The organism is Alteromonas sp. Cnat3-28 (genome assembly GCF_022348265.1).
Classification (GTDB): Bacteria; Pseudomonadota; Gammaproteobacteria; order Enterobacterales; family Alteromonadaceae; genus Alteromonas; species Alteromonas macleodii.
In genome coordinates, this window is sequence record NZ_JAKREY010000011.1 from 79,601 (window position 1) to 100,690 (window position 21,090).

At 46.1% G+C, this 21,090-nt stretch carries 18 protein-coding genes; 3 read left to right on the forward strand and 15 right to left on the reverse strand.

What is annotated here, in order from left to right; all coding sequences use genetic code 11:
* Positions 1-87: 87 nt before the first annotated feature.
* Positions 88-942, forward strand: coding sequence for an AraC family transcriptional regulator (locus MHM87_RS12710; RefSeq protein WP_239259380.1), 855 nt, complete (start codon positions 88-90; stop codon positions 940-942).
* On the opposite strand, the gene pmbA is transcribed toward MHM87_RS12710, so the two are convergent.
* Positions 939-2,270, reverse strand: a complete 1,332-nt coding sequence (gene pmbA, locus MHM87_RS12715) for a metalloprotease PmbA (RefSeq protein WP_039236933.1) — start codon at positions 2,268-2,270, stop codon at positions 939-941. The two genes, MHM87_RS12710 and pmbA, sit on opposite strands and share 4 nt — an antisense overlap.
* A 72-nt stretch (positions 2,271-2,342) precedes the next feature.
* On the opposite strand from pmbA, the gene yjgA reads away from it, so the two are divergent.
* On the forward strand, positions 2,343-2,900 hold the full coding sequence (yjgA, locus tag MHM87_RS12720) for a ribosome biogenesis factor YjgA (RefSeq protein ID WP_014975398.1): 558 nt from the start codon (positions 2,343-2,345) through the stop codon (positions 2,898-2,900).
* Positions 2,901-2,961: 61 nt separating this feature from the next.
* Positions 2,962-3,390 (forward strand): hypothetical protein, encoded by a 429-nt coding sequence (locus MHM87_RS12725; RefSeq protein ID WP_039225852.1) that lies wholly within the window; start codon positions 2,962-2,964, stop codon positions 3,388-3,390.
* 88 nt (positions 3,391-3,478) lie between these two features.
* On the opposite strand, the gene tldD is transcribed toward MHM87_RS12725, so the two are convergent.
* The 14 genes from tldD to MHM87_RS12795 form a co-directional block, all read right to left on the reverse strand.
* Positions 3,479-4,921, reverse strand: a complete 1,443-nt coding sequence (gene tldD, locus MHM87_RS12730; RefSeq protein WP_039217280.1) for a metalloprotease TldD — start codon at positions 4,919-4,921, stop codon at positions 3,479-3,481.
* Positions 4,914-5,732 (reverse strand): carbon-nitrogen hydrolase family protein, encoded by an 819-nt coding sequence (locus tag MHM87_RS12735; RefSeq protein ID WP_239259382.1) that lies wholly within the window; start codon positions 5,730-5,732, stop codon positions 4,914-4,916. Before MHM87_RS12735 ends, tldD begins: the two co-directional genes overlap by 8 nt.
* A complete protein-coding gene (locus MHM87_RS12740; protein ID WP_239259384.1) occupies positions 5,725-9,720 on the reverse strand; it encodes a YhdP family protein in 3,996 nt (1,331 codons plus the stop codon). The genes MHM87_RS12735 and MHM87_RS12740 overlap by 8 nt, the downstream gene beginning before the upstream one ends.
* Positions 9,721-9,746: 26 nt before the next feature.
* The gene (gene rng, locus MHM87_RS12745; protein WP_014947913.1) at positions 9,747-11,213 is read right to left on the reverse strand and encodes a ribonuclease G; all 1,467 of its coding nucleotides are present in this window, start codon (positions 11,211-11,213) and stop codon (positions 9,747-9,749) included.
* Positions 11,210-11,800: a Maf family protein gene (locus MHM87_RS12750; RefSeq protein ID WP_239259386.1), complete on the reverse strand. Its 591-nt coding sequence runs from the start codon at positions 11,798-11,800 to the stop codon at positions 11,210-11,212. The genes rng and MHM87_RS12750 overlap by 4 nt, the downstream gene beginning before the upstream one ends.
* Positions 11,801-11,836: 36 nt before the next feature.
* Positions 11,837-12,313 (reverse strand): rod shape-determining protein MreD, encoded by a 477-nt coding sequence (gene mreD / locus MHM87_RS12755; protein ID WP_014978011.1) that lies wholly within the window; start codon positions 12,311-12,313, stop codon positions 11,837-11,839.
* Positions 12,306-13,208, reverse strand: coding sequence for a rod shape-determining protein MreC (gene mreC / locus MHM87_RS12760; RefSeq protein WP_014978010.1), 903 nt, complete (start codon positions 13,206-13,208; stop codon positions 12,306-12,308). The genes mreD and mreC overlap by 8 nt, the downstream gene beginning before the upstream one ends.
* Positions 13,209-13,245: 37 nt before the next feature.
* Positions 13,246-14,289: a rod shape-determining protein gene (locus MHM87_RS12765; protein ID WP_014947909.1), complete on the reverse strand. Its 1,044-nt coding sequence runs from the start codon at positions 14,287-14,289 to the stop codon at positions 13,246-13,248.
* A 355-nt stretch (positions 14,290-14,644) separates the two neighbouring features.
* Complete coding sequence (locus MHM87_RS12770; protein ID WP_239259388.1) at positions 14,645-18,367, reverse strand: H-type lectin domain-containing protein; 3,723 nt, start codon at positions 18,365-18,367, stop codon at positions 14,645-14,647.
* On the reverse strand, positions 18,367-18,855 hold the full coding sequence (locus MHM87_RS12775) for a hypothetical protein (protein ID WP_014947907.1): 489 nt from the start codon (positions 18,853-18,855) through the stop codon (positions 18,367-18,369). The genes MHM87_RS12770 and MHM87_RS12775 overlap by 1 nt, the downstream gene beginning before the upstream one ends.
* Positions 18,845-19,588, reverse strand: coding sequence for a type II secretion system protein (locus MHM87_RS12780; protein WP_239259390.1), 744 nt, complete (start codon positions 19,586-19,588; stop codon positions 18,845-18,847). The genes MHM87_RS12775 and MHM87_RS12780 overlap by 11 nt, the downstream gene beginning before the upstream one ends.
* On the reverse strand, positions 19,588-20,109 hold the full coding sequence (locus MHM87_RS12785; protein ID WP_239259392.1) for a prepilin-type N-terminal cleavage/methylation domain-containing protein: 522 nt from the start codon (positions 20,107-20,109) through the stop codon (positions 19,588-19,590). The genes MHM87_RS12780 and MHM87_RS12785 overlap by 1 nt, the downstream gene beginning before the upstream one ends.
* A complete protein-coding gene (locus MHM87_RS12790; protein WP_239259394.1) occupies positions 20,099-20,560 on the reverse strand; it encodes a type II secretion system protein in 462 nt (153 codons plus the stop codon). The genes MHM87_RS12785 and MHM87_RS12790 overlap by 11 nt, the downstream gene beginning before the upstream one ends.
* 1 nt (position 20,561) lies before the next feature.
* Entirely contained in the window at positions 20,562-21,074 is a 513-nt protein-coding gene (locus MHM87_RS12795; protein WP_039225868.1) for a type II secretion system protein, read from the reverse strand.
* Positions 21,075-21,090: the final 16 nt, after the last annotated feature.

Sequence of the window (21,090 nt, forward strand, 5' to 3'; positions counted from 1 at the left end):
TTGGTTAAGCGCAATATAGCTAACTTTCATTAAATCCTTTATGCTCTAATCTTTCATATATTTATCCAAAACTATCATTTCACATTTATGCAACTTAGCTTTAGAGACATTGTAGACATAGGCCCTAACTGCTTTGAACGCTTTATTGATAGTAGTAATGCGCCTGAAATCAGCGACCTGGAGATTGAACTAGCAGGATGCTCTAACTTATCAGGTGACTATACGGTTGGTCGCGTTTCGCCTCCTAACCACACCTTGTTTTACAGCATTCATGGACAAGGAAAGTTTCGTGTCCCGTCAGGCGAGATGCAATTAGATGAAGGACAGCTAATTATTTTACCCGCTGGACAAAGTTTCGAAGTCACAATAGTCAGTGAGCAATGGGATATAATTTGGGTAAACTTGGCAGACTCCGAACGCTGGACACCATTTAATAAGCTAGGTGCTGTGATAGTGGATAATGCCATGCTGGAAGGACTGCATCATGCAATGGAGCTTTTGTATTTAGAGCGTGACGTCGAGAATCGAAATTCGGCGATGCAAGTTGTGTCTCGCTACCTGTACCGTATTATTGATGCGCCTTTGAGTGACGTACATACTCACGATGAGAAAGAACGACGCCAAGTAAGCAGACTACACAGCCTCTTTTCTGCGGTTGAAAAACAGCTTCAGTTTGATTGGGATATGGAAAGCTTAAGTGAGAAAGCGCATTACTCTGCCCCTCACCTTCACAGGCTGTGCTTACAAGTGTTTGGGCGCAGCCCCAAACAGCACGTTATCCATTTGCGTATGACACGAGCCAAAAGCTTATTACTAAGCACGCAGTGGCCCGTATCTTATATCGCCAGTTATGTAGGCTACGCAAATGTATTTACGTTCTCGAAACGCTTTAAGAAGTCGACCGGGCTGTCTCCTTCAGCGTTTCGAGAAAGCGTAAACTAGCTGCCTGCTATCTTCATTTGGTCAATAAGCACCGAACCGGTCTGTACACTACCTCGCACATCTTTTTCAGCGCCAATTGCCACAATGCCTTTAAACATATCTTTCAGATTGCCAGCAATAGTTACCTCGTGAACTGGGTATTGGATGATGCCATTTTCAACCCAGTACCCCGCTGCGCCGCGCGAGTAATCGCCCGTCACACCGTTAACGCCCTGCCCCATCAGTTCGGTTACGAACAAACCTGTGCCCATTTCTTTAAGCAGGTCGGCGTCGCTGTGACCCGTATCACCTACTAGCCAGTTATGAATACCACCGGCGTGGCCATTCGAGCGGGTGTTTAGCTTACGCGACGAGTAGGTAGTATAAAGGTATGTAGCCAATTTACCCGCATCGACAATGGTCATGTCAGAACATGCCACGCCTTCGTTATCGAAGCTTGAGCTTGCCAGACCGCCTTTAATAAACGGACGCTCTTCAATATTAAGCCATTCTGGGAAAACTTGTTTACCCAAGCTATCTAGCAAGAAGCTAGAGCGACGATAAAGGCTGCCGCCGCTGATAGCTCCAACGTAATGGCCAAATAAACTAGATGCAATGTCACGGTGTAAAAGCACAGGCACGTTTGCCGTGTTGATTTTACGAGCCCCCAAACGGTCTACAGTAGCTTTAGCGGCATCAATACCCACTGCACTTGCTGATTGCAGCAAAGACGCTTTACGACTTACTGTGTAAGCGTAATCGCGCTGCATATCGTTATCTTGTGCGCCAATAACCATACAGCTTAGTGAATAACGGCTGCTAGGATAACCGGCGTTAATTCCATGGGTGTTGCCGTAAACGCGCATACCTAGATTTGCGTTATACGACGCGCCATCTGAATTTGTAATGCGCGAGTCGTAATTCATTGCCGCCGTTTCGGCTTCAATAGCAGTTTTAATGGCCTTTTCAGTATCTAATTCTTCAGGGTGATACAGGTCTAAATCAGGGAACTCGGTAGCAATAAGGTCGGCATCGGCCAAACCTGTACAAGGGTCTTCACTGGTATAGCGAGCAATATCTACGGCTTTTTCTACCGCGAGTGTTAGCGCCGCTTTGCTCAGATCTGCGGTAGACGCACTCCCCTTTCGCTTGCCTACATATACGCTGATACCTAAGCCGCCGTCGTTGGTAAATTCAACGTTTTCAACTTCTTGCATACGTGAAGATACGGCGATGCCCTGCACTTTAGACATGCTGGCTTCGGCTTGTGTTGCGCCTTTAGAAAGGGCTAATTTCAGTACATCATCTACGACATTTTGAATGTCGGCTAACTGCTGCTCAATTTGCATAGTAAGTTTCGCTGTCTTAATTCGACTGTGATAGTTACAATTTAGCTAAAGTGTAACACTAATGAGTTTGAAATGAGTGATCAGAAATACAATTCTCCTGAAGATCCTTACTTCGAAGATGCGCAAGCAGATGAGTTCGAAGAGGAAGAATTAATCAGTAAAACTGAGCTGAAGCGTCAAGCTAAAGAACTTCACAAGCTAGGTGAAACCTTGGTTAACCTGACCGATGCTCACATAGCGACGATTCCAATGGATGAAGAGCTTGCTGACGCCGTAGCTATTGCCCGCAAAGTGAATAAGAAAAAAGACGGTTACCGCCGTCAACTTCAGTTTATCGGCAAAGCTTTACGTCATAGAGATACCGCCCCTATTGAAGAGGCGTTGGCTAAAATTACACATCAGCATCAGGCGAGCAATGCGGCCTTTCATGCACTAGAAAAAGCCCGTGAAGCCGTGATTGAACAGGGCGACCCCGCTATTCAAAAGCTGATTGAAGCGCATCCTGAACTGGACCGCCAAAAGCTGCGCCAATTTCATCGCCAAGTTAAAAAAGAGCGTGAAAAAAATGCGCCGCCTAAAGCATTCAGAGAGCTGTTTCAGTATTTGAAAGACGTTATTCATGAGGATTAACGGTCTGCAATTAAAGTAATCTCAACATCACAGTTTCGTTCACCAGCCAAAGGGGGATAGTGTGAAAATATTTTCTAACCCTAACGCAACACTGAAAAGCAAGTACGGTCAGTATCAAATTGCTGTGCTTGGTAGCATTGTTGGCGTGTCGGCTGAAGGTATTGCCGATGGTTCAGCCATTGAACGCTATGCGCGGGATATGATGGATGTGATTAACAGTTTTGGTGGGAAGCACTGGGCATTTTTAGGTTTTTTGCATGGTTCTGCCCTTCTCACTAAAGCAGGTGAGACAGAACTGCAGCGTTCAATAGAGTGGCGTGCGAAGCACGGAATGGCGCTTGGCGCGCTAGTTATCGGCGATACCACGGTGCAGCCCATCGTAAGAGCGCAATTTCAGAGAATTTACGACAATGCAGGCCTTGAGCTAGGTATTTTTACCAACGAGGAAGATGCTATCGAGTGGTTGAATGAAAAAGGATTTGAAAGTTAGCCACGACTTATCCCAGTTCGCACACAAAAAAGGTTGGAGCCTAGGCCCAACCTTTTTTTAATTTTCCAGTATACAGGTTTGAGCTGAATTAAGCCGTACCACCCACCGTCAACTCGTCAATTTTAAGCGTAGGCTGACCTACACCCACCGGTACGCTTTGACCGTCTTTACCACATACACCCACGCCCTTATCTAGGGCAGTGTCATTTCCAATCATTGAGATTTTTTGCATAACCTCTGGACCGTTACCAATTAAGGTAGCCCCTTTTACTGGCGCAGTAATTTTACCGTTTTCAATTAAGTAAGCTTCCGCGCTAGAAAATACAAATTTTCCTGACGTAATGTCTACTTGTCCGCCAGCAAAGTTCGGCGCGTAAATACCTTTGTCGATAGACGCGATAATTTCTTGCGGATCGTGTTGGCCTTCCAACATATAAGTATTCGTCATGCGGGGCATAGGCAAGTGTGCATAGGATTCACGACGACCGTTACCGGTAGGCGCAACGCCCATAAGCTTGGCGTTATGTTTATCCTGCATATAACCTTTCAAGATACCATCTTCAATAAGCACGTTGTGCGCTGTTGGTGTGCCTTCATCGTCTACCGACAACGAGCCACGACGGTCGTTTAATGTGCCATCGTCAACAACCGTCACGCCTTTTGCAGCAACGCGCTGACCAATACGGCCACTAAATGTTGATGCACCCTTACGGTTAAAGTCGCCTTCAAGACCGTGCCCAACCGCTTCGTGAAGTAATACACCAGGCCAACCGTTACCTAATACTACAGGCATAGCGCCTGCCGGTGACGCCACTGCCTGCATGTTTACGCGTGCCATGTGAAGGGCATCTTCTGCCAAGGTTTCGTAATACGGTTTTCCGTTTTCGTCTTGCTTAAAGAACGAGTAGGCATAGCGACCACCAGCCCCCGCTGAACCACGTTCACGTCTATCGCCTTGTTCTAGCAATACCGAGCAGTTCAAGCGCACCAGCGGGCGAATATCAGTGGCTAAAGTACCGTCACTGCCAGCAACTAAAATTTCTTCATACACACCGCTTAAGCTCACCACTACCTGATTGGCAGACGGCTCTTGTTTGCGGATATAGGCATCTACTGCTTTTAAAAGCGAAATTTTCTCAGCGTCTTGCATCGCAAGAATAGGGTTATTTTCGCTGTATCGCGCTTGCACTGGTTTTTGCCCAAGCGAAGCAACTTGTTGTGATCCGCCGCTTGGCGCAATGCCACGAGCCGCTTTACACGCTTTGGTCAACGCTTCTTCGCTTATTTCATCTGAATAAGCGAACCCTGTTTTCTCGCCGCTAATTGCACGCACGCCTACGCCGCGCTCTATGTTATAGCTGCCTTCTTTAATAATGCCGTCTTCCAACACCCAGCTTTCGTGCTGGCTTGACTGAAAATATAAATCGGCATAGTCGGTATCGTGACGATGAATAGTCGCTAAAGCACGCTCTAGCTTAGAGATATCTAGCCCTGAGTCAGATAATAAATGACGCTCAACAGATTTAGACAAAGTGACTCCTGAATCGGTTATGTTCGGCAACCGGCATATTCTGTTTAATGGTTTCTCTTTCTGCAATATCTACTTTTGCCAAAACTAACCCTACGTCGGTTTTGCGTTCGGCAAGGGTCTCCCCCCAAGGCGACAGTACAAGACTGTGACCGTATGTTTCACGGCCATTTGCATGCACGCCACTTTGATTCGCAGCTACCACAAAGCACTGCTTTTCAATGGCTCTGGCTTGCAACAACGCATGCCAATGCGCTTCTCCGGTGCGCTGGGTAAAGGCCGCTGGCAACACCAAAATATCGATATCGCCCATTGCAGTAAATAACCCTGGGAAGCGTACATCATAGCACACCGCAAGACCAATGTTGCCTATTGGCGTTTCAACAGTAACCACCTTGCTGCCCGCTTCGGTTGTCGCCGATTCACGATAGCTGCCCGTGTTGTCGTTAACTGATACATCGAACATGTGAATTTTTCGGTAGTCTGCCAACACATCACCATTGGGGCCAAACAGCATGCAGGCTGCGGAAAACTTCTCTGGGCTATTGGTTTTCACTGGAAACGTACCCGAAACCAGATAGCACTGATATTGTGCAGCAAGCGCTGACAAACGTCGCTGAATCTCACCTTCGCCCTTTGTTTCTGCCACAGCAAGTTGCCCTTTATCTTTACCGCCGAAATAAGCAAAACACTCTGGAAGCACAACTAAACTGTCTTTCTCAATCTTTGCCGATGCCATTTCGTTTGCAACGGTGTCGAGATTTTCTTTCACGCTTGGCGCAGATGTCATTTGTAATGCAACTAAATTAACCATCGATCACCTCCATTTTAAGCCTGCGTACGTCATCTTCCGTTAATGGCCTGTCTTGCGGGTTGGCTGGTACAGGCGCATTCTGCGCAGGTAAGCTGATGTCTTTGCTGTTGCGCTCAACTTCGTCGAACTTAGGATCTTTTATGGTGCCTGTAACGCGATAGTTCACATTCGAAATAACTTTCGCAGAGGTTAGCACCTGGTCTATGGCAAGAGCAGCGAGCGCAGTAGGCGGGGTAGCCAAGAAATACACTAAAAACGGTAAGTTCCCGGTTACGTTCGGTGCGAACGATACGTTGTAATTTAATCCACCGGTATTGAGGTCGGTGAAACCCGTGATCTCTATTTCACCAGCGCCGCCGTCAATTTCAGTATCGTCGGTATACGCTTTGCCATCAACAATACTTAACGTGCCGCCCATATCGTCGTAGAAAAACCCCTTAGCAAAAACGTCTCGAAAGTCGAGGCTGAGCTTCCGCACTAACGAGTTCAAGCTAAACAGGGTAAAGATACGTGACCCCTTATCACTCAACTCAGTTAGATACCCATCTGAGAGCGACCACTCAACTTTACCGTTTAGCTGTTCAAACCCGAAATCCATTGGCGCATTTGGCCAAGTGATATCAAACGCGACGTTTGCGCTAGAATCTTTTATACCTGATTCAACACCGTACTCTTTTAGCATCTGCCCAACGTCGGGAGACGTTAATGTTCCGTTTAACGCGCTTTGAATCTCGCCTCCCATGTGCTTCCAATAACCCGTCGCGGTAACGTTAGTTTCATCAGACTTCACTAGAAGCTGGCGAATGGCTAAACCATTCTCTTCCTTCGCGATGTCTAAGGTTATTTCACCTAAATCGATGCCGTGCACGCCACAGGACTGACAATAAAAATAAATGGGCGGTAGCGTATTTGGGTCAATATTGTAGGGCGACTCGCCTTCCTCACTTGGCATAGCACTATTCGTAGCTAACTCAACGCCGCTCTCTGAACCGGTTTTTGTCGCCCCCCCGGTTTCAACAGGCTTCTCCAGTGATAAATAGTCGGCATTTATCTCAATGCCCTGCTCGTCTAAATCACTATTAATACGAATAGTGGCTCTTGCCTGAGGCGACGCTAAGTCTAGGATCCAATCTTTATTGCGTTCTGTTGCACTGAGCTGCGCATCATTAATACTGTGGCCAGCAAAATTTAGCTTGTCGGCTTTGGCGAATATCCGCGAGGGAGTACCAAACAAATTCGCTTTTTTGCTTTCGTTTGATTGGATACTCGATTGAGCATTTGTTTTTGCAACGGCGGTGCTGGTGTCTTTCCCTTTACCGGAAAGTAACATATTTATAGTGGTAAACCATTCTTGCACATCAGCTTGAGCTAGATTCGCACTGATACTAAAACCTGTACCAATGTTGGCTATATCGCTTTCGCCAAGTGCCAAGTGCGCACGTGAAAACTGCATTTCTTTGTGCGGTAGTACGCCATCAAAACGAATGTTATCACCAAGTGACGCCTCCACATTTGATGCTTTGCTATCGCCTTTACTGGTAATAAGCAGCGGTAAACTGCTGCCCGCTGGCGTATCGAAGGGAGCAGGCAATACACTTTGTGTCGCCGTTAAATCTGCAGTTAAATTGGCAGTATAGTTAAACCCACTGTTTGAAAGCGACAGTTGAACTGTAGTGTTCCAATCACTTTCGCCGTCGATGTATTCGGTGAGGTCTGTATTCACATAGTTAGCCAGCGGGTGTACATGCCATCGCCCACCTAACTCTACATTTAGGTCGTATGTGTCGCCCTGTCTACCGGATAGCGACAAGTTCACCGGCTGTTTAAGAAACTGCGCCTGAAGCCCACTTGCGTCTATATCGCCATTAACAAATGACACCTCTCCCGATGCCTTATCAAATAGCATATTTGTGGTCGCGACAAAAACGGGGTTATCCGACAAGTGCGCCGTTCCCGATGCCACCACATCTTTGCCTTTAAACGGGATATCAAGCTTTATATCGGCAGATAGAGGCCCGCCAATTTGCACGTCTTCGTTAAGTACTTTGCCTAAAGATTTTTTGAGGGACGAATCCATCATTAACGCGGTTAGCGCATTACCAGTGCCAGTACCATTGGCATAAATAATCAGGCGAGCATCTGGACTGAAGCTTGGAATGGCAGCCGACATATCACTGATTTTCATACCAGCAAGCGTCGCACTAGGACTCTCCATCACTAATGCATTATTCACAAAATACAAAGATAGGTCTAAGTTATTAAGTGCCGGCCAGTCTGGCGCAAAAAGAAAATCCCCCTGCTCAATATCGACATACGCCTGAAAAATGCCCGTGTTGTCGTCAAACGGGAAGTCACTCGTGCGACCGTGCCACAGCACGCGCGCATTTGCGATTTCACCTTCTCCTGTAAACGCGCGAGTAAGGTATTTATCGGTATTGGTCCCCATTAAAGAAGAGGGAAATAAACTGCTCACCTCATTTAACGCCAATGGGCTTACATCCACATAAAGCGACATAAACCCTGTCGACGTATTCAGTTTAAACTGCGGGCGAAGAGTAACGGCATCACTATCGAACAGCATATCGCTGCCTTTTACTACCCACTGCTTGTCTTCGCTATCTATCTGCTCTGGGTAAATATAAAACTGAGATTTAAACAGGTTTATATTGACGTCTTTCTTAATTACGCCGTTGGCACTTAGTAAGCTATCCGCACTCTCTAAGTAGATAGCGCCATTATTTTTATACCAGAAAAAGTCTGCATCTAGCGACGAAAGACCTGGTACCTTATCTGTTTTGTCCCACTGCAAATCTAGCACTTTAGCCGCTAAAGAAGGCTGGCCGTTGTGCCATTGAACCTGCAACGTGGCCAACTCGCCTTTTGGATTAAGCCCGCGTATTTCTTCTTCACTGGTATCATCCATGAAAAGCGGTAACAGCAGCAGAAAGGGGTTAATTTGCACTGGCTTTACGGTGTTTATCAGCGCATCACCATTTGCACTTATACTGCCAATTAGGTCTGTTGTAAGGGTCTCGTTGCTCGAATTAAGCACCAATTGATCCACTCGGACATTCCAGCCTCCCTGTCTGCTCTCATCGTTAGGCAACGCCTGAAGACTACCTCCGCTGATACCTGTTACCGTTTTCGCGCGGCCACTTCCCCACTCTAAAAGGCTTTCACTAAGCTCGGCTTGTACGCTAGTGACTTCACTTTGAGAAAAGTTAGTCCATACTTCAAAGTTTGCGCGGCTTTGCGCTAGTGGACGCTTGGTTTTGATGAGATCGCTAACCCACGGAGAAATATCGAGCTCTTCTGCTTTGGCGTAAAACACGCCGTCAAAGTCTTCCCGCGTGCCCGTGATATCAATGATAAACGACGCCGAGTTAGCCGCTAAATCTGCAACCTTGAGCTGACCTAAACCTTGGTGTCGCTCTTCATGGTTGTTCCACGATAAACTTTCAATATCAAATGAATTGGTTTCATTAAGATGAGTGACAGATACCACCCCGTCTTCTAACGAAAAGCTTTGAAGCTGCTCTAAAAACAGACGCTCTAGCGCATTTACTACAGGGAAGTTATTCTTGTCGCCTCCAGAAAGGCGATCGGCGTCAATATCAAGCTTAAGACCACGCAGCTCAAAACGGGTAGATGAGATAAGTTGGTGGCGTAGCGATTCCCAAAAATCTAGCTCGACGTAGATTTGCCTGATATCCAATGCAACAGGGGAAGCATCGTTTTTAGCCAACGACACCGAATTGAGCACAATACTTGGACCATTGCGCTGCCAAACAGCATGCACACTTTGGATGGATAGGTTTACGCCATACTGCTCATTAATATAATTTTCCAACAGGTGTTTGTTGTGCTCAATATGCGGCAGAACATAGCGTGCAGCGCTTAAAACAAGCGCGAAAAGTACAAGCAATACGGCGAGTAGCAGCCAAAACTTCTTAAGTAGATAAGCGGCTACCGACGAAAAATTTGTCACATTTTGCCTTTGTATACGTTAATGCATTACATCATGACGACGTCGTACTTATCCTGATTGTACAATGTTTCTGTTTGAACCTTGATTTGTTTAGACACAAATACTTCCAGTTCTGCCAGCATATGAGACTCTTCACCCATTAAGGCTTCCGCCACTTTTGGTGAAGCGTAAACCACAAACTTGTCTGCGTCGTAGGCGCGATTCACCCGTACAATTTCACGCATAATTTCAAAGCAAATGGTTTCAATGGTTTTTACCGTGCCTCGCCCTTTACACACCGGGCATTCTCCGCACAATATATGCTCAATGCTTTCACGGGTGCGCTTACGGGTCATTTCAATTAGCCCTAGCGCAGTAAAACCGTGAATATTTATCTTGGCTCTGTCCTTGTTCGTCGCCACCTCTAATGAGTGTAAGACACGTCGTTTGTGGTCTGGTTCAATCATATCGATGAAGTCGATAAGGATCATCCCACCCAAGTTGCGCAATCTTAACTGACGGGCAATTGCCTGCGTCGCCTCAATATTGGTGTTAAAAATCGTTTCTTCTAAGTTCCGGTGGCCAACAAAAGCGCCCGTATTAATGTCGATTGTGGTCATCGCTTCGGTCTGATCAATGATCAAGTAGCCGCCAGATTTTAAATCGACACGGCGTTCCAAGGCTCGCTGCGCCTCATTTTCCACATCGTATAAATCAAAAATAGGTCTATCACCCGGGTAGTATTCGAGCTTGCCGTTCATTTCAGGCACGTACTCTTTGGTGAACTGGTGAAGTTCATTGAATGATAGTTTCGAGTCGATACGAATTCTGTCGAGCTCTGTACCAACAAAGTCGCGTAGCACTCGTCGTGCTAGCGGTAAGTCTTCGTAAAGCACGTTCGATTTACGCTTTTTCATACGCGACTGAATTTTATCCCACAGCCTTCGCAAAAATGCTGCGTCGGACTGCAGTTCGTTTTTGCCCACGCCTTCAGCCGCAGTACGCAGAATGAAGCCACCGTTTTCATCACAAAACTCTTGCACCAGCGACTTTAAGCGCTCTCTTTCTGCTTCTTCTTCAATGCGTTGAGATACGCCTACGTGAGTCACCGAAGGCATAAATACAAGATAACGGCTGGGGATAGTAATGTCTGTGGTAAGGCGTGCGCCTTTGGTACCGATAGGATCTTTCACTACTTGAACCACAATATCTTGACCGTCTCGCACCAACTCGCGAATGTCTTGCTTTTGAATATGGCTTGCCGAGACTTCTTCGGCAATTTCATTGTGAATGACAATGTCAGATGCATGTAAGAAGGCGGCCTTTTCTAAACCGATATCAACAAATGCTGCCTGCATTCCCGGTAATACACGGCTAACTTTACCGCGATAGATATTGCCAACCAAACCGCGTTTGGTATGACGCTCTACGTGAATTTCTTGCAGTATTCCGTTTTCAATAAGCGCCACCCGTGACTCTGACGGGGTAACGTTAATAAGCAGTTCAGCACTCACGACACAACTCCAAATGCATTAAGTAATTGGCGGGTTTCGTACAGTGGTAGGCCTATTACGGCACTTGCACTGCCGTTAATGGAAACTACAAACTCACCACCAATACCTTGAATAGCGTAACTCCCTGCTTTGTCGGCAGGTTCTCCTGTTTCCCAGTATGCGTCAATTTGCTCATCCGTCAATGCTGCAAAAGTCACAGATGTGGTAATTACTTGAGTCTGTTGCTGAGCGTTATCAAGCACACAAATAGCGGTAAGGACGTCATGAGTTTTACCAGAAAGCATAGTGAGGATGCGCTTAGAATCTGCTTTATCTTCTGGCTTGCCAACACTTTGTCCGTTAAACGATATTAGCGTGTCGCTGGCAAGAATAACCTTGTCTTCGGTCATTGCCTGCTTATCTTCAAGATGTGCTTTTACCGCTTGGGCTTTTTCACTGGCTAGCCTTGCGACAAGCTCCATCGGTGGCTCGTTGTCACGGGGCGACTCGTCAATATCGGCAGGCTGTATTGTATGGGCTATGTTCATTTGCTTGAGCAAAGCGGTGCGTCGTGGAGAGGCTGACGCTAACACTACCGATTTTGTCATTGGCTTACCTTTGGTTTAATCGAGAACGTGTTCGGGTTACGAAATTGAAAACTGTCTGCGCGTGCGTCGAAGCAGCCAAAATACCCACGGCCACAACACCATTGACGTTATCACTGGCCACAGGTAATCGACTTGGAAATAAATATCAGTCAGTAGATGCTGCACCCAAAATGTAAGTAAGTGATATAGCGCCGATAGTAGGCCGATAATAATGGCTTGCTGCCATACAGAATAATTACGCAACCGTTGGTAGTTAGCCGCTAATACGTATACGCAAATACTCAACCCAAGGCTATGAATACCTAAGGTCGTGCCTACCAATACATCCATGGCTACGCCCGTTAAGAAGGCTACACCCACATTCACTCTGTGGGGCAACGCCATGCTCCAATATGCTAATACAACCAGCACCCAGTCAGGGCGGTACACATCTACTTGAGTGGGCAGTGGAACAATTTGCAGTACCAGAGCAACTAACAGACTAATCCATATAACGAGGTTACGTTTACGCATCTGAAGATTCTTCCTCGTTTACAGCTGGCTTATCAGTGTCGTCAGTTGAGTTAGCATCAGACTCATTCTCAGACTCAGGCGTGTGCCATAACAGCAATAGGTGTCGAAGCCTGTCTAGGTTTGCTAAAGGTGTGACAATAACACGAGCAAAAGGGCGGCTTTCATCTCGGACGACTTGTGACACTCTTGCCACAGGGTAACCTTCTGGAAAGACCTTTCCTAAGCCAGACGAAATTAATGTGTCACCTTCTTGAATATCGACACTATGAGGAACATGCTCTAGATACAGCTCGTTTAGTGCGCCGCTTCCGGTTGCGATAAAGCGAATATCGTTTCGAAGAGATCGCACAGGAATAGCGTGGGTAACATCGGCAATCAGCAATACACGGCTGTTTGTAGACCCAACTTCCATTACCTGACCCACTATGCCCTTATCATCAATAACTGGCTGAGACAGATATACGCCGTCTATCGCACCCTTGTTGATAACCACCTGCTGGCTATACGGGTTTTTATCCACCGCCATTAACTCAGCAACCATTTTTCGAGAAGAAACCCGAATAGGTGCCTGCAGTAACTCTCTTAATTGTGCATTTTCTTTTGCAATGACATCGAACTGCTGGAGCTTTTCGCTCATTAACAACAGCTGATTATTAAGTTTCTGGTTTTCGGCCAGCAATTGCTCTTGAGAGGTAAGACGCTGGGCACTTTCATTTAGCATTAAACCGGGAAGGTTTGCTAAATACTGAAGTGGGCTCATTAATGAGTTGAGATAAACCCGCGTTGATTTGAAACCGTCTAGCTTATGGTCGACAAATATCAGAATCACCGACAGCACAAGCGCCAGTGTAAGCCTGTTATTTAACGAAGGGCCGCGGGTAAAAATAGTATCCATGATACAAATAAGGCAACCTTACGGTTGCCTTTCCTGTTTATTCGTAGCTAAACAGGTCGCCACCGTGAAGGTCAATCATATCGAATGCCTTACCACCGCCGCGTGCTACACAAGTAAGCGGATCATCAGCAATAACAACTGGAATGCCCGTTTCTTCCATTAGCAATCTATCTAAGTCTTTAAGTAACGCGCCACCACCGGTAAGTACCATACCGCGCTCAGAAATGTCTGAAGCAAGCTCTGGCGGAGACTGTTCTAGCGCCACCATAACTGCTGAAACAATGCCGGTTAGTGGCTCTTGAAGCGCTTCAAGAATTTCGTTTGAGTTTAGCGTGAACCCGCGAGGTACGCCTTCTGCTAGGTTGCGACCGCGCACTTCAATTTCGCGCACTTCTTCACCTGGATAGGCAGCACCTATTTCATGCTTGATGCGTTCAGCGGTTGCTTCACCAATTAGTGAACCGAAGTTACGACGAATGTAGTTGATGATAGCTTCATCAAACTTGTCACCACCAATGCGAACAGATGATGAATAAACTACGCCGTTAAGTGAGATAATGGCAACTTCTGTTGTACCACCACCAATATCGACCACCATTGAACCTGTAGCTTCTGATACAGGTAAACCCGCACCTATAGCAGCCGCCATTGGCTCGTCGATAAGATAAACTTCGCGGGCACCTGCACCCAATGCAGATTCTTTAATTGCGCGGCGCTCTACTTGTGTTGAACCACAAGGAACACACACTAATACACGAGGACTTGGGCGCAAGAAATTATTGTCATGCACTTGTTTAATAAAGTGCTGAAGCATTTTTTCAGTGACGTAAAAGTCGGCAATAACACCGTCTTTCATCGGACGAATTGCACGTATATTACCCGGCGTACGACCAAGCATTCGCTTAGCTTCTGCACCTACTGCTGCAACACTTTTTGGTCCTGCTGCGCGCTCTTGACGAATAGCTACTACTGAAGGCTCGTTTAGAACAATACCTTGGTCTTTTACATAAATCAGCGTATTAGCTGTTCCGAGGTCGATGGACAGATCGTTAGAGAACATGCCTCGAAGCTTTTTAAACATGAAGAGTGTATTCCTGTTTCTGTGTTAACGCGTATTTGCAAAGGTGAGATGGCGACGCTTTAACGTGAAGTCGATATTTATTCGCACACTTTAACAATGGGGGCTATTTTGGGCAAGTAATGCTGTAATTAAGTGACGAAATAACTGCATTTTTGCTTAGTAGTTTTAGCGCTTTACCCATGAAGGGATACCACACACGCGTTTCCAAATAATTTTAAAATTAGACCCACATAGTGACCCTGTGAAAATTAGAAGGTTCAAAAACAATTTGCTAATAATTTACATCTCTTTATGTTGGCGCCACTACGGTGTGCTACGCAACCAGCATTTCGGTCAAGCGGGATAACCTTCTTTGCTAATTATTGATTTGCTCGCGCTTGTAAATAATATTGTCGTTTCCTCGATACACACCATACGTGAGCGTTGCGTTTGGGGGATTATCAGCTTCGCCATCTCCATCCCAATCCCACAATAGCCAAGCATCAGGCGTATAACTTACAGGATAATTGCCAGCACCGTTTGGTGATGACAGGCGTATTCCGTCACTATCTCTATAGGCTCCTTCACTTAATGACTCTTCCCCCGAAGAAACCAATTCACCAGATTCGTCATTCACGTTGTCGTGATCATAAGCGGTACAACTGTCATACTTATTAATTCGCCAATTATTTCCGTCCCAATATTGGGTGCGAAGCGGTAACAAAAGCGCTTCGTCGGCTGCACCGTAGTTATTTATCAACGTTGCGCGACCGTAGGCAAAGCTGATTGAATCACCAAAATCATCAACGCACTGACCGGAACAAGAAAGTCCATTGAAGTTTGCGCCCTCAATTTGTGCTTGGTCTGCCACCAGCACGACAGAGGCATCGATATATGCCCCGTCCAGTGTTGCGCTACCTAAGCGGCTAAATGCAATGTCATTATCAGAGAAAGTAATTTGTCCTGTCGCTCCGCTTTGAGGCCAGCCTATCGAGTTGATATTTTCCAAACGGTTTAGCAAATTGCCGTCATGCTCAACCTGCAAACCGAGACTGGTTAGCTTATCAAAACCATCGTAGTAGTTTGTGGTGCGGCTGCCATTTTGGTTAAGTGCGGTTAGCGAGAAGCTCACTTCACTTATAGGTTGACCAAAGTAGTTGAACGCATTACTGGTATTACATGCCGCCACCACATTTCCTGTTAGTGAAAAGTTTGATGGCGCAAATCGTCCCACATTATTTAATTGGCCCAACACCGTAGAGTCTGTCAAATAGGTACCTTGAGCGACAATGGATATGATGCCAACTTCGTCATAATTTAAGGCTTGATTAACTTTACCCTCGTCTTCAAAATTGACACTTGTGATACTTAACGAACCTGCAGAGCCGCTTACTGGTAGCAATTGCTGAGGAGTGAGGTTGACACTACCTGAATAATGTTCGGCCGTATTATTATTTGCTAAGTCTGCAAAGTTATCTGGTATCCCATCGTCATTATTGTCTTCACCATCAACCCATTGCACAGTACGAAGACCTAGCACAAAGTTTTCTCCCGTACGCTTTAGCAGTGAGCCATTCGGATTGATTGCATACCCGTTTGGGTTGAAACTGGTGCCAGCGTCATTTAAGACATCCATTGCGAAACCGAATGGACGAACTTTGAAGATGTTTGATGAACCTGTTAGTGCGGCTCTATCAGTAATTGTTCCTGACAGCGAAAGCTCACCCGCGTCCGGATACCGCAACGTAAATTCCGCTCGCGAATTAGTATCAAACTGCAGAGAAAATGTCTGTGGTGATAGTCCAATCTGATAAGTATTACCGTTATTTGTCAGGGCTAAGTTGTTTGAACAGTTGCTAGAGCTTGAGCAATTGTAGTTGAGGTCGACATCAACAATTTTGTTTTTCAAGAATTCTGAATTACCACAGGCCTCAACGGCATAATTTTTACTATTGAAACCTTCGTCAGAAGGCTTGCCTGATAGCTGGGTGACGATGGTTGTGTTGTTGTCAGAAAGGTTTTTAAATACCAGGCCATCATCTTCAAAGTTTATCTTGCAGCCTTCTATACCCACTTCTTTTCCGCCAATGAAACAGCGCAGCTGAGACGATGGCGTCTCACCTAACGTTGCAAGCTTTGTGTCTTGCCCCTTTAGGCTATCGATAGCTAAAGAGATTTGCCCAGTAAACGACACGATATCGCTTCCAGTCCATCGGAAATTGTTGCTATTTTGCGGGGATAGGTTAACCGTAGAGGGTTGAGAGTAAATGAGGTCGCAATTTACATCTGCGCAGGCTTTCAGTGTTACTTCTTTTGCCGCGCAGCTACTACCTTTATTGTCGGCAAGTTCATACCGGTAGTGATTTAATACTTCTACAACCTCACGTCCACATATGCCAGGAATATTATTTGGTACTTCATTAGCTGTTACGCTGAGGGGAGCTGGTAGATTTGCCGTTGTTGAAGAAACAGACTCAACGCCTCCTCCTGCATTGAAGCGGCCGACGATAGTTTCGTCACCCACATTAGCGAACGTCACCTTCCCTTTGGCAATAACCAACGCCCTCGGGTTTGAACCGTCAATAACCACATCACCGTCTACATAAATCGCTAGGTAGGCTCCATCTGCAATGGTGACATTAGCATTAGCCATAACGAAGCGTGTTGGTTGCCCCGGTGGATTGGTACCGGGGTCGGCAATATAGATTCTAGTCGGTGCAACAACGTTATAGTTTCCTGCCGCCATAAGCACATTCAGCCGATTATAAAAATAATCGCCGGCCAAATTACCAGGGGCTAAGTCTTCACTGCTATCATTAACTGTGAGGGTTGGTATAGCTCTGGCCTGTGATGCGGTTAGTGAGTCTGTATTGTTCACTGTACAGTCGACGCCTGGTTCTCCACATTTTGGATAGTCCGCATTCCCAGCTGTTCCCCCAGCCACTAGTTGTGTGGCACTAAGCACACCACCATTTTCATCAATAATGCGACTGAAAGCGGGTAGGTTAATAGGCGCACCACCAAATGCTGCCACCGCACCCGGGAATGCAACGTCGCAGCTAGGAATTTCACCACTAAACACAAACTCTGATGTCATAGCCAGAATACTAGCGTCTTCTTCGGTATGATTACGTTCTGAGTCCATACTTCGGTCTTCATCTACGCGAAGGCCCAATTTTGTTTTGCTCACACCACAACTGCGCAGCCAGCCACCATCGCCTCCGTTGCGGCTAATTTTACTCGCGGCAACTAGCGGCGTTTGTGTGTATTTATTTTTAAAGCTATTTTGAAAACAACCATCGTCCCATCCCTGAATGCGCACGTCCGCAAAGTCTGCCTCCCAGACCACCTCTACACCGTTGTCATCAAAGAACCTGCGGTCGAACCCTTCAGTTGTTGCCATATAAGCAACCGTTTCGGGACGTGTGACGGGCTCAAAATCGGTTTCTGATGCTTCCAGTGCTATGTAATATGACGGCGCTTCGTATTTAGCCGCAATAGTTAAAAATGGAAGCAAATGCTCATTGGGAGGCTTTTTCCCATTTACATCCACTTGGTTATTGACAGTTTGAATGGAGTGAAAAAATACAGGTTTTTCACCAAAGTTAGTTTGCAGAGGCACCTGTGCGTATCGAGCATCTTCTGTTCCGGGAACTAATGTACCTATTGGAATGTACCAAGGGGAACTAGTAGAGGCTTGGATGGTTGTAGCATCCAGCTCCATTTTTCCTACTTCAACAATATCCCCATTCGGAAATTCGTGAACGCCGTAAGCAATGGCTAAGTAATGGCCTCCCATCGTGATATGCGGACCATCTTCTCCGGAAGGCTCAAGGGGCAGCGCTTCAAACCCGGTTCTGGTTACATTGCGAATTTTGACAATGGCAGGGTTGCCCCCCTGATTAGTAGACAGCATAAACACCGCTGGCGGCTCGTCGTATACCTGTGAAAAGCTAATGGTTGTCCACTCTGCTTTATTGTAGGTGTTTTGAAGCTCGATGAACCTGCCTTCGATTTGAGGAACGGCTTGCACAGCTAACGCTTGTATAAACAAGGCACAAATCAAAAAGAGTCGAGCAACAGAATTACAGTATGTCATTATTCTTCCTGCCTTACTTCAACAAGAACGCGTTTTGAGGTTTCGAGCTGGCCGGTACTGCACTGCGCTTCGGCCCCTAACGCATAAACCCTTATTTCACCAGCGGCAACTTCAGGCTCATCGACTTCAGTTTCCACCTCACAAGATAGCGTAATCGTACAATTCTGCATGTTGACTACACTTATAACTACCGGCTGTGTTATGACTGTGCACGCCGGATTATCGCCGTTAATTAGCCTAGAAATAGCGACTTCCATCCCACTTTGCGCCGCTAAGTAAGCACGAGCGCCATAATATTCAATGGATTGCTGGCGAATATTCGATGAGATTTGATTAGACAGCGCAATACCAAGACCTAAAAGTACGATACTAATGATAATTGCTACTATAGTGGTTGAGCCTTGTTGGCGCGCAGGAGAACCAGACAACCCGACAGGACGTTGGCCTATACGATACTTTTTTTGTTGGCGTGTTTTACTATGGCACATTAGGGAAATGCACCTCGTGTACAACCGATATCTGTTCATCGTCACTGCTTTGTAATGTCATTTGCAGTTCGATTAAGCCATTTTGCCGTAACCCTGCAGTGACCACATTCGCACTCCACGAAACCACATTAGTACCAAGGACGCCCGACGTAGCACCTTGCGTCCTAATTAAGCGTTCACCTTGAACGGAAGATGCTCTACAAACGGTTACTTGCGCTTCAGGAATGAAGAAGCGTTTTCCCGGTGAAGATTGTGTATTAGGGGCACTGAGTGTGAGGTCATATTGATTATCGCTAGTGGGATCGGAAGCAGCGTCGGCAATAGCATCTATTATTCGCCCGTTATCATTCACGCTCTGCGGGTTTGTTGGGTATATGACAAGAGTGTCGTCCTTACTCAACTGACTATTGAACACGACTACGTGCATAGGATTATTAAACGCGTCGCCCACATAGGTACCACTCTCCTTAATAGGGTAGTAAGAAAGACACCCCAAACTGGAATCGAATGACACAGAATTTGGCACCACATTACGCAGTTCTTTTTCGAGCCGCAAAATAATAAAGCGCGCATCTGAAACAAGGCGGGTACGCTCTGCGCCGGTTATATAGATTTGTGCACTTAAAGAAATCACTTGTGCTACAGATACGCTAATCACACCTAAAATAGTGATCACTAAAATAAGTTCTATTGATGTAAAACCGTGTTGTCGCTGTGCTTGTCGTGGAGACATTAATAGCTCCCTCGATAAGCGCTAAAATTGTAAACTTGGCCGTCTGGTGCCGTAACTGCGATGTCAATACGTTTAAACGTTAGGCCGTCTGTTGGCGTACTGTCGTTTAGGTCACTGTCGTAATCTACCGTTACGGTAAAACCGAAACTGCTATAGTTTCCGCCCACATCGTTAACTGTGTACCCGTTGTAATCGTCCACGTCGTCGTAGTCGTCTTCGTTGGCTTCTTCTGGACCAAGTGTTGTTGAGCAATTTCCTTTGGCATTACAGGTTTCAAATGGCGGGCTTCTGTCGCTATTTTCATCATAAGAGCGACTAAGTATGTCGTTCATTAAAGACTGCCCTAATTTCGCCGCTTTCACCTGACGAAATGGCTCTGCGGTTTGTTCAGCTTGCGGGACAATAAGCGACAGTACTACGGTTAGGCTAATCGTAAATACAACGATGCCAATCACCAGCTCTAACAGGGTAAAGCCGTTCACGCGTTTTTTATGTACAGGCAATACAACCCTAGCACGCATAAACTGCCCCTTCGCTTTGTAAACACATGGCAAAGGTACTTACTTGAATTCTACAATTCGTTGAACACGCGATATTTCGCGGCCTGCCAAACCCGTCAAACTGAATTTGAGAAAAGCTATCGCCATTTTCATCGGCCGTTTGAAAAGTAAAGTCGGTGCTTGATGCGTCGACTACCTGATCGGCATCAAAAGCGGTAGAAAGGGCGTTTGTACAATCGTGGCCAGCGGGAGGGGCAATGATTGTGGCGGTTATTTTCACACAGCTAGTGTCTTGCACATTTTGCATAGCACGAAACTGCATGTTACGAACGACTTGAAGTGTGCGATCGCGAAGGGCGATAGCTTCTTCCGTATCGTTACCAAGAAAGCGAGGTGCGGCGGTTACCGCCAGCACCCCAATAACCAATATGGTTATGATAAGTTCTACTAATGTAAAACCGGTTTTCTTCACATTATTCGACGCAAGTGTTTACTGTGATAGTAGGTCGCGCGCCTTCAGCTGTTGAATTAGTGTAAGCAACAGAACAGGCACTATTGGCCGCTGCAGGATCTGGAGCCCCGTCATAAGCGCCCGTGTAATAGATAAGAATAGTGTCTTCATCTACAGACTCAGTCGCATATTCGCCGCCAGTGTTATTGATGTCAGCATCGAGGATATTTGTAAAATTCGCAGCAGTTGCAGCATCAGGATAACCATACACCAAAGAAACCGTAGTGCTGTTACCAATATTTACAGATTCTGATCCGTCGCTTGAAGCGGCTACGTCATTGATAAGTGCCTTACCATAAACAACCGATGAAGCAGATTCTAAAGAACCAGCAATACCTTCCAATACAGAATCACGCGCATCATCTTGAAGGTTCAAAAACTTAGGTGCTGCGGTCACCGCTAGAATACCCAGCAGTACAATAACAATGATTAACTCGATTAGGGTAAAACCCTGTTGTGTTGATACTTTTTGCATAATTAAACTTCCTAGG

Coding starts and splice junctions, on each gene's coding strand:
- MHM87_RS12710 (WP_239259380.1), top strand. CDS start 88: ATGCAACTTAGCTTTAGAGACATTGTAGACATAGGCCCTAACTGCTTT.
- pmbA (WP_039236933.1), bottom strand. CDS start 2,270: ATGCAAATTGAGCAGCAGTTAGCCGACATTCAAAATGTCGTAGATGAT.
- yjgA (WP_014975398.1), top strand. CDS start 2,343: ATGAGTGATCAGAAATACAATTCTCCTGAAGATCCTTACTTCGAAGAT.
- MHM87_RS12735 (WP_239259382.1), bottom strand. CDS start 5,732: ATGGTTAATTTAGTTGCATTACAAATGACATCTGCGCCAAGCGTGAAA.
- MHM87_RS12750 (WP_239259386.1), bottom strand. CDS start 11,800: ATGACAAAATCGGTAGTGTTAGCGTCAGCCTCTCCACGACGCACCGCT.
- mreD (WP_014978011.1), bottom strand. CDS start 12,313: ATGCGTAAACGTAACCTCGTTATATGGATTAGTCTGTTAGTTGCTCTG.
- mreC (WP_014978010.1), bottom strand. CDS start 13,208: ATGGATACTATTTTTACCCGCGGCCCTTCGTTAAATAACAGGCTTACA.
- MHM87_RS12765 (WP_014947909.1), bottom strand. CDS start 14,289: ATGTTTAAAAAGCTTCGAGGCATGTTCTCTAACGATCTGTCCATCGAC.
- MHM87_RS12770 (WP_239259388.1), bottom strand. CDS start 18,367: ATGACATACTGTAATTCTGTTGCTCGACTCTTTTTGATTTGTGCCTTG.
- MHM87_RS12775 (WP_014947907.1), bottom strand. CDS start 18,855: ATGTGCCATAGTAAAACACGCCAACAAAAAAAGTATCGTATAGGCCAA.
- MHM87_RS12780 (WP_239259390.1), bottom strand. CDS start 19,588: ATGTCTCCACGACAAGCACAGCGACAACACGGTTTTACATCAATAGAA.
- MHM87_RS12785 (WP_239259392.1), bottom strand. CDS start 20,109: ATGCGTGCTAGGGTTGTATTGCCTGTACATAAAAAACGCGTGAACGGC.
- MHM87_RS12795 (WP_039225868.1), bottom strand. CDS start 21,074: ATGCAAAAAGTATCAACACAACAGGGTTTTACCCTAATCGAGTTAATC.